At 63.3% G+C, this 16,131-nt stretch carries 15 protein-coding genes; 11 read left to right on the top strand and 4 right to left on the bottom strand.

Annotation, left to right across the window (positions count from 1 at the left end):
• Positions 1-99 precede the first annotated feature (99 nt).
• Positions 100-1,944, bottom strand: coding sequence for an asparagine synthase (glutamine-hydrolyzing) (gene asnB / locus DAUD_RS00755; RefSeq protein WP_012301302.1), 1,845 nt, complete (start codon positions 1,942-1,944; stop codon positions 100-102).
• A gap of 186 nt (positions 1,945-2,130) precedes the next feature.
• Between asnB and DAUD_RS12215 the strand changes: the two genes are divergently transcribed.
• The 11 genes from DAUD_RS12215 to DAUD_RS00805 all read left to right on the top strand — a co-directional run bounded on the left by DAUD_RS12215 (position 2,131) and on the right by DAUD_RS00805 (position 13,160).
• A complete protein-coding gene (locus DAUD_RS12215) occupies positions 2,131-2,295 on the top strand; it encodes a DUF5652 family protein (protein WP_166485050.1) in 165 nt (54 codons plus the stop codon).
• Between the two features lie 200 nt (positions 2,296-2,495).
• Entirely contained in the window at positions 2,496-2,831 is a 336-nt protein-coding gene (locus tag DAUD_RS00760) for a P-II family nitrogen regulator (protein ID WP_012301303.1), read from the top strand.
• A gap of 177 nt (positions 2,832-3,008) precedes the next feature.
• Positions 3,009-4,403: an ammonium transporter gene (locus tag DAUD_RS00765; protein WP_012301304.1), complete on the top strand. Its 1,395-nt coding sequence runs from the start codon at positions 3,009-3,011 to the stop codon at positions 4,401-4,403.
• Between the two features lie 122 nt (positions 4,404-4,525).
• Positions 4,526-5,368: a nitrogenase iron protein gene (nifH, locus tag DAUD_RS00770; RefSeq protein ID WP_012301305.1), complete on the top strand. Its 843-nt coding sequence runs from the start codon at positions 4,526-4,528 to the stop codon at positions 5,366-5,368.
• A complete protein-coding gene (locus tag DAUD_RS00775; protein ID WP_012301306.1) occupies positions 5,369-5,686 on the top strand; it encodes a P-II family nitrogen regulator in 318 nt (105 codons plus the stop codon).
• Between the two features lie 13 nt (positions 5,687-5,699).
• The gene (locus tag DAUD_RS00780) at positions 5,700-6,062 is read left to right on the top strand and encodes a P-II family nitrogen regulator (RefSeq protein ID WP_012301307.1); all 363 of its coding nucleotides are present in this window, start codon (positions 5,700-5,702) and stop codon (positions 6,060-6,062) included.
• A 33-nt stretch (positions 6,063-6,095) separates the two neighbouring features.
• Complete coding sequence (locus DAUD_RS00785) at positions 6,096-7,544, top strand: nitrogenase component I subunit alpha (RefSeq protein ID WP_012301308.1); 1,449 nt, start codon at positions 6,096-6,098, stop codon at positions 7,542-7,544.
• Positions 7,528-9,000, top strand: coding sequence for a nitrogenase component 1 (locus DAUD_RS00790; RefSeq protein ID WP_012301309.1), 1,473 nt, complete (start codon positions 7,528-7,530; stop codon positions 8,998-9,000). The genes DAUD_RS00785 and DAUD_RS00790 overlap by 17 nt, the downstream gene beginning before the upstream one ends.
• 3 nt (positions 9,001-9,003) lie before the next feature.
• Positions 9,004-10,383 (top strand): nitrogenase component 1, encoded by a 1,380-nt coding sequence (locus DAUD_RS00795; protein ID WP_012301310.1) that lies wholly within the window; start codon positions 9,004-9,006, stop codon positions 10,381-10,383.
• Positions 10,364-11,221, top strand: coding sequence for a radical SAM protein (locus DAUD_RS00800; RefSeq protein ID WP_012301311.1), 858 nt, complete (start codon positions 10,364-10,366; stop codon positions 11,219-11,221). The genes DAUD_RS00795 and DAUD_RS00800 overlap by 20 nt, the downstream gene beginning before the upstream one ends.
• A gap of 307 nt (positions 11,222-11,528) precedes the next feature.
• A complete protein-coding gene (locus tag DAUD_RS00805; protein ID WP_012301312.1) occupies positions 11,529-13,160 on the top strand; it encodes an NAD+ synthase in 1,632 nt (543 codons plus the stop codon).
• A 92-nt stretch (positions 13,161-13,252) separates the two neighbouring features.
• Here DAUD_RS00805 and DAUD_RS00810 read toward each other — a convergent pair whose 3' ends face one another.
• From DAUD_RS00810 to DAUD_RS00820, 3 genes are all read right to left on the bottom strand, one after another.
• Positions 13,253-13,729 (bottom strand): DUF3842 family protein, encoded by a 477-nt coding sequence (locus tag DAUD_RS00810; RefSeq protein ID WP_012301313.1) that lies wholly within the window; start codon positions 13,727-13,729, stop codon positions 13,253-13,255.
• Between the two features lie 312 nt (positions 13,730-14,041).
• A complete protein-coding gene (locus DAUD_RS00815) occupies positions 14,042-15,784 on the bottom strand; it encodes an NADH-dependent [FeFe] hydrogenase, group A6 (RefSeq protein ID WP_012301314.1) in 1,743 nt (580 codons plus the stop codon).
• Positions 15,785-15,812: 28 nt separating this feature from the next.
• Complete coding sequence (locus tag DAUD_RS00820; protein WP_041570702.1) at positions 15,813-16,112, bottom strand: NADH-ubiquinone oxidoreductase-F iron-sulfur binding region domain-containing protein; 300 nt, start codon at positions 16,110-16,112, stop codon at positions 15,813-15,815.
• Positions 16,113-16,131 lie beyond the last annotated feature (19 nt).

Below are 16,131 nucleotides of genomic sequence, written 5' to 3' on the forward strand. Positions count from 1 at the left end.
GCATGCACGCTGGTACATTGTACGGGCGGTGCCAATCGGCAGTTACCGCAAACCACCGCCTGCGCCGATGCCAATTAATCCCTATACTGGAAACTCTGCTCACCGGATGGTCACCCGGTACTCACGCAGCCAGGCGTCGACCTGGTAGAGATAGGCGAAGAGCTGCGGGCCGGCCATCAGCTGCCCGAACCAGGTGGTGCCGAACGAGGAGCCGTCCGTCTGGACCAGTTCACGCACGCAGGTGGTGTCGATGAGCGTGAGCAGGGGGGAGGCTGGATCGTCCAGCACCTGCCGGAGTTTCGACCGGACCGCCTCCAGGTAGCCGGGGTGGTGGGTCTTCGGGTAGGGGCTTTTCCGCCGGTGGAGCACCTCTCCGGGGACGACGCCGTCCAGGGCCAGGCGCAGAATACCCTTTTCCCGCCCGCCCCATGTTTTTAGAGCCCAGGGGATGTTCCACACGTACTCCACCAGGCGGTGGTCGCAGAAGGGGACTCGCACCTCGAGGCCGGTGGCCATGCTCATGCGGTCCTTGCGGTCCAAAAGCGTGGTCATGAACCACACGAGGTTTAAGTAGAACATCTCGCGCCGGCGGGCCCCGACCGGGTCCTCGCCGGACAGGCGGGGTACCTCGGCCAGGGTTTCGGCGTACCGGGCGGCCACATATTCCTCCGGGCGGAGTTCCCGGGCCAGTTCCGGCTTCAAGAGCCGCATCCGCGCCCTGGTGGAGCGGGACCAGGGAAAGGTCCCGGCCGCAAGGTCCTCCTCCCGGTGGAACCACGGGTAGCCGCCGAACATTTCGTCGGCGCACTCGCCCGACAGCGCCACGGTGAACTCCTTCTTGATCTCGCGGCAGAACAGGTAGAGCGAAGTGTCGATGTCCGCCATGCCGGGCAGGTCGCGGGCCTGGACGGCCAAGCCCAGGGTGTCCACGAGTTCCGGGGTGTCGACCCACACCGGGTGGTGAATGGTGCCCAGCCGGTCCGACACCAGGCCCACCCAGGCGGAATCCGCGTCGGGCTGGAACCGGTTCGGGCGGAAATACCGCTCGTTATCCACGAAATCGATGGAGTAGGTGTGCACCGTGCCCCGGCCGCTTTTCCGGAAGGCGCCGGCGGCGAAGGCGGTCAGCGCGCTGGAGTCCAGGCCGCCCGAAAGCAGTGTGCACACCGGTACGTCGGCCACCAACTGCCGTTCTACGGAGTCCTGCAGGAGCGCCCGTACTTTGGCCGCGGTGGCGGGCAGGTCGTCGGTGTGCGGCCGGCTTTCCAACCTCCAGTAGCGCCGGGTGCGGACGCCGTTCCGGTCGAAAAAAAGGCAGTATCCGGGCCGCAGTTCCGAGATGCCGCGAAACACGCCGTGTCCCGGCGTCCGGGCCGGGCCGAGCGCGAAAACCTCGGCCAGCCCCTCGGCGTCCACCTCCGGCCGGACGTCGGGGTGGGCCAGGATCGCCTTCTGCTCCGAGCCGAAGAGGAACGCCCCGCCCCGCACGGCGTAGAAGAGGGGCTTGACTCCCATCCGGTCGCGGGCCATGAAGAGACTCTGGTCGTATTCACTCCAGACCGCGAAGGCGAAGATACCGTTCAGGCGCCCGACACAGTCGGCTCCCCACTCGATGTACGACAAGAGGAGCGCCTCCGTGTCCGAGTGGCCCCGGAAAACGTGCCCGCGTGCCTCCAGGTCCCGGCGCAGTTCGGGGGTGTTGTAGAGTTCACCGTTGTACACCAGGACGTACTCGCGTTCCCCGCACCGGCGGACCATGGGCTGGCCCCCTCCTTCCGGGTCCACCACGATCAGGCGCCGGTGACCAAGGGCGGCGTGCTCCGAAAGCCAGAAGCCGGAGGCGTCCGGTCCCCGGGCGGCCAGAGTCCCGGTCATTTCGGTGATCACCGGACACTCCCGGCGCAGGTCCCGCTCCCAGTCGATCCAGCCTGCTATGCCGCACATATTCAGTCGTTCACCCTTCCTAAAGAACAAGAAAAAGCGCCACGACGAGTTCCGCTCCGAACTCCTTAACTCGTGGCGCCGTTGCCTTGAGTCATTTAAAGTCTTTCGGTTCCTCCTATCTTACGAGGGAGACCGGCGACTTGACATTTTCTTTGCCGGGGCAATACCTGGAAAAGTCGTTCCAGAATGGCTCTGATCGTCTGGAGTGTGACCTGGAAGATAATCGCGCTAGGGCATGCGCTCCGGAATGTGCAGACCGCTTGGTTCATTAACGTACGGACCACCTACACGGGTTACGCCGGGTTTGTCAATCTGGCCCGGGATCTCGGCGGGGTTTTGGGTTTATGGTAACTGTATACAGGATTCATTGAAAAAAGTGCTTGACGAAGGCAAAAACGGCAGATACAATTACCGCATAACAGCATACCGGCGATACACTGTTGTATCGAAACAGGTCTAGGACGCCCTTCTTTGAGGGGCGTCCATCTATTTTTTCCAGACCCTGCGGGTTGCCGGCCCCGCAACGGCTGGACGAAAGGAGGCGAGGTCGCGTGAAGAAGATCGAGGCGGTAATCAGACCCAGCAAGTTTGAAGAAGTGAAGCAGGCGTTGGGCAAGTTCGGGATCAAAGGGATGACCGTCACCGACGTTTTGGGCTGCGGCCTGCAGCATGGGCAGCGGGAAATCTACCGGGGCACGGAGTTCATAAAGCTTCTGCCTAAGGTGAAGATCGAAGTCGTGGTGCAGGAGGCCGTGCTGGACCAGGTGATCGAGACGATCACCACGGTGGCCCGGACGGGCGAAGTCGGGGACGGCAAGATCTTCATCTACCCGGTCGAGACGGCGGTCAGGATCAGGACCGGTGAATCCGGTGACGCGGCCATATAGCAGTCACCGATACAAGGGCAACGGCGCCCCGGCGGTGGAACCAATTGGTGGTCTGTGGTCAGTGATTTCACCAACGACTGACGACCGACCGAGACCACTAAATCCCCCGGGGTGCCTTGTTTTCTGGACAGGGATCATTTCCGGGCATCTGAATCTGAATTAAGGAGGGAATTCACAATGTGGGCAAAGGGGTTAATGGGGCGCTTCCACTGGCGGGTGATCGTGCCGTTGGCGGCGGCACTGACGGCGATCCCCGGCCTGGCGCTGGCCGGTGAAGAGGCGGTCAGCCCGGCCGACACAGGTTTCGTATTGATCGCGGCCGCGCTGGTGATGCTAATGGTTCCCGGTCTGGCCCTGTTTTACGGCGGGATGGTTTCCAGGAAGAACGTGGTGAACACCTTGATGATGAGTTTTGCGATGCTCGGGCTGATCACCGTGGTGTGGGTGCTGTGGGGTTACTCCCTGGCGTTCGGCACCAGCACCGCAGGCCTGATCGGTTCCCTGGAGTTCTTGGGGTTCAAGGGCGTGGGCATGGAGGCGGCGGGCAGCCTGCCGCACGGGGCCTTCGCGGTATTCCAGATGATGTTCGCGGCCCTGACGGTGGCCCTGATTTCCGGCGCGCTGGCCGAAAGAATGCGGTTTTCCGCCTGGGTGATTTTCGGCGTGCTGTGGGCGACAGTCGTGTATTCCCCCCTCTGCCACTGGGTGTGGGGCGGTGGCTGGATCGGTGAGATGGGGGCGCTGGACTTCGCCGGCGGCACGGTGGTGCACATCAGCTCGGGCACGGCCGGTCTGATCGGCTGTCTGGTGCTCGGGGCGCGCCGGGGCTTCGGGAAGCGGCCGATGCCGCCGCACCAACTGCCCATGGTCATGCTCGGGGCGGGCCTGCTCTGGTTCGGGTGGTTCGGTTTCAACGCCGGCAGCGCGCTGGAAGCCAGTCCGCTGGCCGCGAGCGCCTTCGTGGTGACCCAGATCGCCGCGGCGACGGCGGCCATGACTTGGGCCTTCGCCGAATGGGTCCGGCACGGCAAGCCGACGCTCTTGGGTGCGGCTTCGGGCTGCATCGCCGGCCTGGTGGCCATCACTCCGGCGGCCGGTTTCGTGACGCCCCTGGCGGCGATCGCGATCGGTTTCGGCGGCGGGTTGTTCTGCTTCCTTGCCGTGACCATCCTGAAGCACAAGCTCGGCTACGATGACTCGCTGGACGTTTTCGGCATCCACGGCGTGGGCGGTACCTGGGGCGCCCTGGCCACCGGCGTCTTCGCCACCGCCTCCATCGGGGGCGTGGACGGTCTCCTGTACGGGAACCCGGCGCAGCTCGGCATCCAGGCGGTCGGCGTGGCGGCCACCTTCGCTTTTGTGGGTATAACCACTTTCGTCCTTTTGAAGTTCGTGGGTGTCTTCGTGCCGCTACGGGTGGGCGCGGACGCCGAGGACACCGGTCTGGACATCGCGCAGCACGGCGAGGATGGTTACAGCGACTACGTGGGCGGCGGGACACTGTACCGCGAACCGCCGGGAATTCCGGCGATGGCCAGGAGCGAGGCGCCGGCCCCGCCCGGCAGCCACTAGCACCCAAACGGTGCGCCCGTTAATTATATATCGGGGCAAGGAGGCCCCTCCCCGGAACCCGACGTTCCGTAGAGGGGCCTTCCCAGTCCCACCAGGTGGAATTTTATGGAGGTGTGTTTCAGGTGACCAGAAAAATTGCGATTTACGGCAAGGGCGGTATCGGCAAGTCCACCACCACCCAGAACACGGCGGCGGCCATGGCCTACTTTTTCGGCAAGCGGATTATGATTCACGGTTGCGACCCCAAGGCCGACTCCACCCGCCTGATCCTGGGAGGGATGATGCAGACCACCGTGATGGACACCCTGCGCGAGGAAGGTGAAGAAGGCGTAACCCTGGACCGCGTACGGCTGCAGGGTTTCGGCGAGATCGACTGCGTGGAGTCCGGCGGTCCCGAACCGGGTGTGGGATGTGCCGGCCGGGGGGTGATCACGGCCATCAACCTGATGGAGGACCTGAACGCCTACGGGGATGAGCTGGACTTTGTGTTCTTCGACGTCCTGGGTGACGTGGTCTGCGGCGGCTTCGCCATGCCGGTGCGGGAGGGCAAGGCCCAGGAGATTTATATCGTGGCCTCCGGGGAGATGATGGCCCTGTACGCGGCCAACAACATCTGCCGCGGGATGGTTAAGTACGCCGAACAGAGCGGGGTGCGCCTGGGCGGGATCATCTGCAACAGCCGCCGCGTGGAAGGAGAGCGCGAGTTGATCGAGGAGTTCTGCGCCCGGCTCGGCACCCGGATGATCATGTTCGTGCCCCGGGACAACATCGTCCAGAAGGCCGAGTTCAACCGGAAAACGGTGACCGAGTTCGCGCCGGATTCCGAACAGGCGCAAGTGTACCGGGAACTGGCCCGCCGTATCATCGAAAACGACCACTTCGTGATCCCGACACCTATGACTATGGATGAGATGGAGTCACTGGTACTTAAGTACGGGTTACTCGACCTGGGGGAGGCGAGCTAGTTGAAGAAGATCACCGCCATAGTGCGGCCGGAACGGGCGGAAGAAGTGGCCGAGGCCTTGGGCAAGGCGGGTTTCGCCGCCCTCACCAAAATGGATGTGGCCGGCCGCGGCAAGCAGATGGGTCTCAGGATGGGCAGCGTGTACTACGACGAACTGCCTAAGACGATGTTCTGGCTCGTGGTTCAGGACGAGAGAGTGGCGGAGGCCGTGGAGGTAATCAGCAAGACGGCCTACACCGGGAATTTCGGCGACGGTAAAATTTTCGTCAGCCCGGTGGAGGAAGCGTACACCATCCGCACCGGCGTGAAAGAACTGTAGGGGGTGAACGGATGTGAAAGAAATCATCGCCGTCATCAGGCCGAACAAGATGCAGGCCACCAAGGACGAGCTGGCGCGGATCGGGTTTCCGTCCCTGACCGCGGCCAAGGTCTTCGGGCGCGGCAAGCAGCGCGGACTGGCGGCCGAAGTGGCCTTTGAACTGCCGGCCAAGCTGTCGGCGCAGGGCGGCATGCGCTGGATACCCAAGCGGATGATCAGTCTGGTGGTGCCCAGCGGGGACGTGCCCAAGGTTGTGGCCGCGCTGATCCGGGTGAACCAGACCGGGGAGATCGGCGACGGGCGGATCTTTATCAGCCCGGTGGAGGCGGCCGTACGCCTCCGCACCGGGGAACGGGGCGATCAGGCTCTGGTCTAGGGACGGAATCGGGCAAAGAAAGGAGTAGAGGTAATGCCGTTTCTCAGGCTCAAGTGTGATGAACTGATCCCCGAACGGGAAAAGCACACTTACATCACGGATAGGGAGAACCCCGTCATCCCGCTTTGCAACATCAACACGATCCCGGGGGATATGACCGAGCGCGGGTGAGCGTTCGCGGGTGCCCGCGGGGTCGTGGGCGGACCAATCACCGATGCTATCCAGATCGTGCACGCGCCGGTCGGATGTGCCTATTACACCTGGGCGACGCGGCGTCACCTTTCCGACCAGTACGCCTGGAGCATGCCCGGCCGGCTGGACAACGTGGCCTTCAACCGCCGCTTCTGTGTGTGCACCGACATGGAGGAAAAGGATGTTGTCTTCGGCGGGACCAAGAAACTCCTAAAGAGCGCGCTGGAGGCGGTAAGACTGTTTCCGGAAGCGACGGGGATCATCATGTACACCACCTGCACCACCGGTCTGATCGGGGACGATATCGGGTCGGTGGCCAAGCAAATCGAACGGGAGACCGGAAAGCCGGTGTTCTTCGCGGAGGCGCCCGGCTGTTCCGGGGTGAGCCAGTCCAAGGGTCATCACGTGGCGAACCGGCAGTTTTTCGAACAGATCAACGAGATCCGGCGCCGGCGCCCGGAACTGATCACACCCGAGGCGGAGCGGACGCCTTACGACGTCGTCCTGGTCGGGGAGTACAACATGGACTGGGACCTCAAGGTGATCCTGCCGCTGATGGAGAGCATCGGGATGCGGGTGGTAAGCACCTTCACCGGAAACGCCCGGATGATGGACCTGGTCCGGCTGCCGGATACCAAGCTCAACGTGGTGCACTGCCAGCGGTCGGCAACCTACATCGCGGATATGATCAAGGAAGGCTACGACATTCCCTACGTCAAGGCGTCGTTCTTCGGTATCCAGCAGACGAGCAAGGCCCTGCGGACCATTGCCCGCCATTTTGGTCTGGAGGAGCGGGCGGAGCAGGTCATCGCCGCGGAGACGATCCGCATCCAGCCGGCCCTGGAGTGGTACCGCGAGCGCCTGCAGGGCAAGACCGTGGCCGTCTACGTCGGGGGGCCCCGGGTCTGGCACTGGATCAAGCTCTTTGAGGAACTGGGCATGAAGGTGGTGGCCGGAGCCTGCACCTTCGCCCACGAGGACGACTACGAGAAGATCAACGCCCGCGCCGGTGACGGGGTGCTGATCATCGACAACCCGAACGAGTTCGAGATCGAGGAGTTGCTGGAAACCTGTAAACCGGATATCTTCCTCTGCGGCCTGAAGGAGAAGTTCCTGGGCCGCAAGATGGGCGTGCCCACCCTGAACTCCCATTCCTACGAGAAAGGCCCCTACGCGGGGTACGTGGGGTTCATCAACTTCGCCCGCGACATCTACCAGGCGCTTTACGCCCCGGTATGGCGCCTGACCAACGGAAAGGAGGCCGTTACCAATTATGGCCGGCAACTGTAACCCCATCCCCATCGGGGGCATCACCTACAATCAATTGAAAATCGAAAAAAAGCCCCTGACGCCGGAATACGTGCCGCGCGACCCGGCCCTGGTGCCCAAGGCCAACCGGGTGGTGGTCGTCAACCCCGCCCGGACCTGCATGCCCCTGGGAGCGATGTTCGCCGGGCTGGGGATTCACCGCGGGCTGCCCTTCGTCCAGGGGGCCCAGGGTTGCACCACCTATGTGCGCTACACCTTCTGCCGCATCTTCCAGGAGCCGGCCAGCATCGCCAACGCCTCTTTCCACGAGGACGCGGCCGTGTTCGGCGGGCGGAAGAACTTCACCGAAGGAATCCGCAACCTGGTGGTGCGCTATAGACCCGACCTGATTACCGTGGTCACCACCTGCTCCAGTGAAATCATCGGCGACGACATGGTCAGTTTCATCAAGGTGGCCAGAAAGCGCCTGGTTTCCGAGTTGGGTCCGGAAGACGGGAACCGGGTGCGCCTGGTGCTGGTCAGTACCCCGAGTTTCGCCGGCTCCCACGTTGCCGGCTACGACCGGGCGTCCCGGGCCTTCCTGGAGACCCTGGCCACCGATCACTCGCGGCCGAACAATAGGGTGAACATCATCCCCGGAATGCTGATGCCCGGCGACCTGCGGGAGATCAAGCACCTCCTGGCGGAGATGGGGGTGGAGGCGCACGTCCTGTTCGATATCAGCGACGTGTTCGACACCCCGCTGATGCCGCCCCAGACCCTGCCCTACTACCCCGAGGGGGGCACCCGGGTGGAGGACGTCGAGGACATGGCCAACTCCATGGCCACCTTCGCCCTGTGCCCGAACGAGGGCGGGCTCGGGGCCCGTTACCTGGAACAGAAGTTCGGGATTCCTGCTTTCCTCGGGCCGGTGCCCGTGGGTGTACACAACACCGATCTCTTCCTGGAGCGCCTGTTGCGGGTTACCGGAAAGGAGGTGCCCAAGGCACTGCGGGACGAACGCGGCCGGCTGCTCGACTTTATGGCCGACACCCTGCACCACACCATGATGAAAAAGGTGGCTCTGTTTGGTGATCCGGACCTGGTCACCGGGCTGACCCGTTTCGTGTGCGAACTGGGCATGGAGCCGGTGGCGGTGATGAGCGGGACGCAGACCAAGACGTTTGCGGCCGACATCGAGGGCATTACGGGTGAGTTCGGCTTCACCCCGGCCGTCTTCAACGGTTCGGACCTGTTTGAATTTGAGGAAACGCTCAAGACGATGCCCGTGGAGGTGCTGATCGGCAATTCCAAGGGCGCCGACATCGCCAAGGAACTCCAGATCCCGCTGGTCCGGGCCGGGCTTTTCGTGTACGACCGCGTCGGATACCAGAAGCGCCCGGTAGTGGGGTACAGAGGGGGGGAACGCTTGCTGGCCGACCTCGTGAATGCCATTCTGGATTTCGGTTATCCCGAGGAGCGGACCCAGCAGCTGTAAGCGATGCACCAACCGAAATGCGCAAGGCGGAGCAACACCGCCGAGCAGGTTCCCTTCATTGACGCCGGCCGCGCCGACCACGGCGTGATTGTGAAACCGGAACCGCGCCTGCCGGCCTGTGACCGGCAGACGGTGCCCGGAGCCATGTCCCAGCGTTCCTGTGCCTACTACGGCGCCCGCTGGTTCCTGGCTCAGCTGAAGCAGGTGCTGCACCTGGTGCACGGTCCGGTATCGTGTGCCTACTACGGCGAAACGGTGCGCAAAAAGAGGTACACGGTCTTTTCGACCGACCTGACCGAAAACGAGGTCATCTTCGGGGGCGAGGCCAAGCTCTTACGGGTCTTGCGCGAACTGGCGGTCCACTTTCCGGAAAACAGGGCGATTTTGGTGTACGTCACCTGCGCCCCCGGCATCATCGGGGACGACGTGGACCGGGTCTGCCGCCGGGCCGAGCGGGACACGGGCATGCGCTGCGTGCCGGTGCACTGCCCGGGCTTTTTGGGATACCACCAGGCCGCCGGCCACGAGGCCGGAGCGCGGGTGTTCCTCGAGCACTTCATCGGACACGACGCGCCGGCTGAGCCCGGGCCGCGGGACATCAACCTCCTGGGCGAGTTCGACGTGATGGGGGACTACCGCGTGATCAGGGGGATGCTCCGGAGGATGGGCGTAAACGTGGTGAACGCCGTCACCGCCGACGCTTCGGTTGAAAGCCTCGCGCGCGCCCACCGGGTGCAGTTGAACCTGATCCACTGCCGCCGCACCGGGGGCCTCCTGGCCGAGGAGATGGAAAGCCGGTACGGGATCGAGTACCGCAAGGGTTCCTTTTTCGGGCTGACCGAAACGAGCACGACCCTGCGCCGGCTCGGGGATTGGCTGGACTGCCGCGCGGAGGCCGAAGCGCTGATCGCGGAGGGAGAGGCGATGGTCGCCGGCGATTTGGAACGGTACCGGCGGGAACTCGCGGGCAAGCGGGTGGGTCTGTTCTTCGGCGGGTCGCGGATCGGTTCCATGCTCAAGGGTTATCGCGACCTGGGCCTGGAGGTGGTGGCGGCCGGGAGCCAGTTCGGGTGCGGAAACGACTACCGCGAGGCCTGGACCGGCCTGAACCCCGGGGCGGCCCTGGTGGACGACACCAACGAGGAAGAATTCGTCCAGTTCATCAGGCAGTACCGTCCGGACGTCATTGCCGGCGGGACGCGGGAAAAATGGCTGGCTCACAAGTTTGGGATTCCGTTCACTGTTTTTCCGCAGGAGAGCGGCCCCTACGCCGGGTACTCCGGTTTCTTGAACTTCGCCCGTGACATTCTGGCCGCCCTCAAGGCCCCGGTGTGGCGGATCGTGAGAGGGGGATCCAATACACATGCACCGTTTACCGCTTGAACAAGATCTGCAGGGGCACCCCTGCTTCAATCCGGGCGCGCACCACCGTTTCGGCCGGATCCACCTGCCGGTGGCGCCGCGCTGCAACATCAAGTGCGGCTACTGCGACCGCCGGCTGGACTGCGCCAACGAGACCCAGCCGGGAACGGCCAGCCGGGTGATCGGCCCGGAGGAGGCGCTTTGGGTGCTGCAAAAGGCACTGGCCGCCGAGTCCCGCATCCGGGTCGCCGCCGTGGCCGGGCCGGGGGATCCCCTGGTCAACGCGGAGACTTTCCGCGCCCTCGAACTGGTACACGCGGTCTTTCCGAGGTTGATCAAGTGCTTGAGCACCAACGGCCTGCTGCTGCCGGAAACGGTGGACCGGCTGCCGGGGCTGGGGGTCAGGACCCTGACCGTCACCGTGAACTGTGTCGATCCCGCCGTCGGCGCCCGGATTTACGAGTGGGTCGACTGGCGGGGCGAGCGTCTCCGGGGGGAGGCGGCCGCCGCCAGGCTGATCGCCAACCAACTGGACGGCATCGGCCGGGCCGTGGCCCTGGGTCTCGCCGTCAAGGTAAACACCGTTCTGATACCCGGGTTAAACCAAGCGCACGTCGAGGAGGTCGCCGGCACCGTCGAGAGTCTCGGGGTGCGGCTGATGAACGTCATGCCCCTGTACCCATCGGGTTCCTTCCGGCACCGGGCGCGACCGACGGGGGCGGAACTAAGGGCGGTACGCGCGGCGGCGGCCGAAATCCTGCCCCAGATGAGCTGGTGCCGCCAGTGCCGAGCCGACGCTTACGGGCTGCTGGGGGCCGATACCCACCTAATAAATAATGTAGAAAGTCAAAGAAAGTAAAGAAAGTAAAAAGGTGCCTGGCACCGTTTTGGTGGTCCCTGGGCGATGTAGTGCGCGCGGCCCGCCGCTTCTGCGGCGTCGAACTGGGTTACGACGAGCGGTTGTTGAGGGTGTTGGAACGCCTGGTATACAGCCTGAGCGGACTTCGGAGGTGCCGCGGCGGTCGCCAGGATTAAGCGGCTCACCCGGGAACTGTGGGTGGCCCATTACCGGCGCGCGCTGCGGCTGGCGCGCAACTGGCTGGCGGTTTGCAGCCGGTTGGAGTAGTCTTTTGATTAGCGGAATCCGTATAGCGGGGGTGGCGTCGATGCGTATCGCGGTGGCCCAGATCAACCCCACGGTGGGGGATATCAACGGCAACACGGACCTGATTGTGTCCGCTACGGGGCGTGCCCGGGAGGCGGCGGCCGACCTGGTGGTTTTCCCCGAACTGGCCGTTTGCGGGTACCCACCGAAGGACCTGCTCTGCCGGGCCGATTTCCTGGACGCGGTGGAAGCAGGTCTGGACCGCATCCGCGCCGCCACCACCGAGATCGCCGTCCTGGTGGGCGCGCCGGTGCGCGGGGATGACGGCGGCTTGTTCAATGCGGCTGTGCTGCTCCGTGACCGGCGCGTGGCAGGCCGGGTAGCGAAAACCCTGCTGCCCGAATACGACGTGTTTGACGAGCGGCGGTACTTTGCCCCGGGCGCCGCGCAACCGCCGCTGACCCTGCGGGACCTCCGTCTGGGGGTGACCGTGTGCGAGGATATCTGGAATATCGGCGGCGTAACGGGCATCCCGCCCTACCCGGTCGACCCCGTGAAGGAACTGGCGGACCGGGGCGTGGACCTGTTCATAAATCTCTCCGCCTCCCCCTATCACCTGAGAAAACAGCGGCAGCGCCTGGAAGTGGTCGGCGCGGTCGCCGCCCGGTACAGCCGGCCGGTCCTGTACGTGAATCAGATCGGGGGTAACGACGATCTGGTGTTTGACGGGGCCAGTTTCCTGACCGACAGCCGGGGGCGGGTGGTGCTGCAGGGGCTGAGTTTCGAGACGGATTTCTGGGTGTTTAGCTTCCACGACATAAATACGCTCCCGGTCCTCGAGGCAAAACCGGAGGAAGGCCCGTCATCGGTTTACCGCGCTTTGGTCTTGGGCCTGGCGGACTACCTGCGGAAAACCGGGTTCCGCAAGGCGGTGGTGGGGTTGTCCGGCGGCATCGACTCGGCGGTGACCGCCGCGCTCGCCGTGGCCGCGCTGGGTGCTGAAAACGTGCTGGGAGTAAGCATGCCTTCTCGCTATTCGTCCCGGAGCAGCCTGGAAGACGCCCGTGAACTGGCGCGGCGGCTGGGTATCGAGTTCCGGGTCCTGCCGATCGACGTCCACTTCCAGTCCTTCCTGGACCAATTCAACCCGGACGGGCGGCCGCGTCTCGACGTGGCCGAGGAGAATATCCAGGCCCGCCTCCGGGGGATGATCCTCATGTTCATCTCCAACCGGGAGGGGTATCTGGTCCTGAGCACGGGCAACAAGTCCGAAATGGCCGTCGGTTACACCACCCTGTACGGTGACATGGCCGGGGGCCTGGCCGTACTGGCCGACGTGCCGAAGACGATGGTGTACGAACTGGCCGCCCTGGTCAACCGGGAGGGAGAGGTCATTCCGCCGAGTATCATCCGCAAGGCGCCCTCGGCCGAACTCCGGCCCGGGCAGGTCGATCAGGACAGTCTGCCTCCCTACCCGGTGCTGGACGGCATCCTGAAAGCCTACATCGAGGAAGGGTGTTCGGTGTCCCAGATTGTGAAACAGGGCTACGCCGAACCGGTGGTGCGGCGCGTGGTCGCCATGGTCGATCGAGCCGAATACAAGCGGCGTCAAGCCCCGCCCGGGCTCAAAGTCACTTCCAAGGCCTTCGGCCCCGGCCGGCGCTTCCCCATCGCCCAGCGCTGGACGCCGTAAGGGGCTGCTGGGCCGCGCCGGGGGGTGTGGGACTACGCAAAAATGTAGGACTAATACAAAGAAAAGAAACCCTTAACATGCGGCGCGGGGTCCTAAGGAATCGGACCGGTTTTCCCGTTAAGAGACTTTTCGCGACTTATGACCAGGGTGTTCACTCTTTCCACAAGCATATCCACCAGGTGGGGCAACGGCTCGGCACTCGTACCAACCACTTCGACTCCCGACCGGTTGAGGTGGAGGAGAACTTTTATCGCGGGGCTTCTGGCCACCGCCTCGGCCATCGCCGGAGTAAATTCGCCCAACATGCTGTGCGCAACAAGCAGGGAGATAGTGCCGACGATAATGTCGACCCCGGCAACATTCTGCACAACCGCATTCTCACCGGTAGCCCCCTCGTTGGCGCCGGCCTTTAGCATCGTGGATGTGGCCAGGACGTTCGTTCCCAAAACGAGGATTTCCGCCCTTCTATTACGCAAGGCGCGGGAAAGCTTTTCCACCAGGAGTCTGCCGATACCGCCCCCCTGGCCGTCAATTACGGCAATACGTGTTACATTTCTGATCTCTTGCATTAGCCATGGGCTGATAAGCCCAGTTACCCGCCTCTCTTTGATCAAAAACAATCGGGAAACCGCCAACAAAAAAACCACGGGGAAACTTTGCTTCGGCAAAGTCTGACTTCCGTGGCTTGTATCTCCGTTCTAGCGGCAACCGCCGGGGCGGCTTCGAGCCGCCCATTGTCTTGCTTACTCCAGTATAGGAGATGCGCTGTTGTTTGTAAAGTTCCGGGGCAATGAAAAAAGCCGGCAGGATAATGATGTTCCTGCCGGCAAGAGCCCCTGATATATGTCAGGGGCGGGAATGGCCCCGAGTAGGCGAAAGGACTATTCCACCCGCGGCCGCCACCCGCGGGCGACGTAGGTGGTGTGGAGCAATTCGTGCGATCTGTGCCCTAAAGGTTTTTCCAGGTATTCTTCGTAGAGCTTCTTGACCTGGGGGTTCTCGTGCGACTTGCGTAACTGTAACGCCTTGTCGCGCGAGTAGGTCCCGGCGATCCGCCGCTCACGGTCCAGGGTACCGGTCTTGATCGGCTGGCCGCCGCCCCCGATACATCCGCCGGGACAGCACATAATCTCAATGAAGTGGTAATCTTTGAGCTCCCCGGCGCGAAGCTTATTCATCAGGATCTCCGCGTTGCTCAATCCGTGGGACACCAGCACCTTGACGTCAAGGCCGTCAACAGGCACCGCCGCTTCCTTGATCCCCTTCAGGCCCCGGATGTCTTCAAAGTCAATCCGGTCTAACGTCCTTCCTGTAACCAACTCGTACGCGGTGCGTAGAGCCGCCTCCATTACGCCGCCCGTGGCTCCGAAAATCTGGCCGGCGCCACTGCCGATGCCCATCGGTTCGTCATAGTCCTCGTCGGGCAGGTTGGCGAAGTCCAGGCCGGCTTCTTTGATCATCCGGCCCAGTTCGCGCGAGGTCAGTACCACATCCACGTCCTGGTGGCCGCTGTCGTTCATCTCCGGCCGCGCCGCCTCGAACTTTTTGGCAGTGCAGGGCATGATCGAAACGACAAATACGTCGGCGGGGTCGATCCCCTTTTTCTTGGCGTAGTAAGTCTTCGCCAGCGCCCCCAGCATCTGCTGGGGCGATTTACAGGTGGAAAGATGCGGCAAAAGCTCCGGGTAGAAGTGTTCGACATACTTGATCCAGCCGGGGCTGCACGAAGTGATCTGCGGCAGGACGCCGCCATTGTTGATCCGTTCGAGAAGCTCGGAACCCTCTTCCATGATGGTCAGGTCGGCCGTAAAGTTGGTGTCGAACACGGCATCGAAGCCGAACCGCCGCAAAGCTGCCACCATCTTGCCGGTGATGTCCGTACCCGTCGGCATACCGAACATATCCCCGATGGAAACATGAGTCGCCGGCGCCGTCTGGACCACCACGTGTTTCTGCGGGTCGGCCAGGGCCGCCCAGACCCGGGCGGTCTCATCACGCTCGTAGATGGCACCCACCGGGCAGACCAGGATACACTGCCCACAGTTCACACAGTTGGTCTCCGCAAGCGGCGCCCTGAGGACCGGAGCAACCACGGCCTCGCCGTCTACCTTCTTAAACTCGATGGCGCTCACGCTTTGAACCTGCTGGCACACCGTGACGCAGCGGCGGCAGAGAATACACTTGTTCGGATCGCGGATGATCGCCACCGAAGAGTCGTCGACGGGGTAAACAGGCTGCGTCCGCGGAAAGCGCACTTCCCGGATGCCGAACGTCGCCGCCAGATCCTGCAGTTCACACAGACCGTTCCTAACGCAGATGGGACATTCCATGGGATGATTGGTCAGGATCAGTTCCATGGTTACCTTCCGCGCCTCGCGTATCGCCGGGGTGTTGGTGCGGACGACCATCCCGGCCGCCGCCGGGGTGTTGCAGGCGGTTTTGAGTTCCTTCTCCCCTTCGACTTCGACGGTGCAGATACGGCAGGCGCCAACGTCATGACCGATATCCTTCAGGTAGCACAGGGTAGGTATCTTGACCCCCACTTGCGCTGCCGCGTCCAGGATCATCGTCCCCGGCTCCACCTCAATTCGTTGTCCATCAATGGTCAGAGCAAAAGTACTCACGGTTCAACCCTCCTTCATTTGGAAGACATCATGCACCGGCCTGAAATACGGAGGGATAGCGCGACAGGAGTTCCAGCACCAGCCTGCCCCCGATGCGCCCCACTCCGCATTTGGCACCCTGACCGACGGTGCGCGCCAACTCGCCGACTGCGGCCAATTCCTCCGTACCGAGCGGGCTTTCGTTGCCAACCTTATCGAGAACCGCCGTAATCTGCCTGACTCCGTGCCAGCAGGGAAGACACTCACCACAAGACTCGTCGCGGACCAAAGCCAGCAAAGACCGGGCCAGCTCCGCGACCACTTTTTGATCGGCGTTACCGCTATGCATAATTTCACGCCTCCTCCGG

This window comes from Candidatus Desulforudis audaxviator MP104C, assembly GCF_000018425.1.
Lineage (GTDB): Bacteria > Bacillota > Desulfotomaculia > Desulfotomaculales > Desulforudaceae > Desulforudis > Desulforudis audaxviator.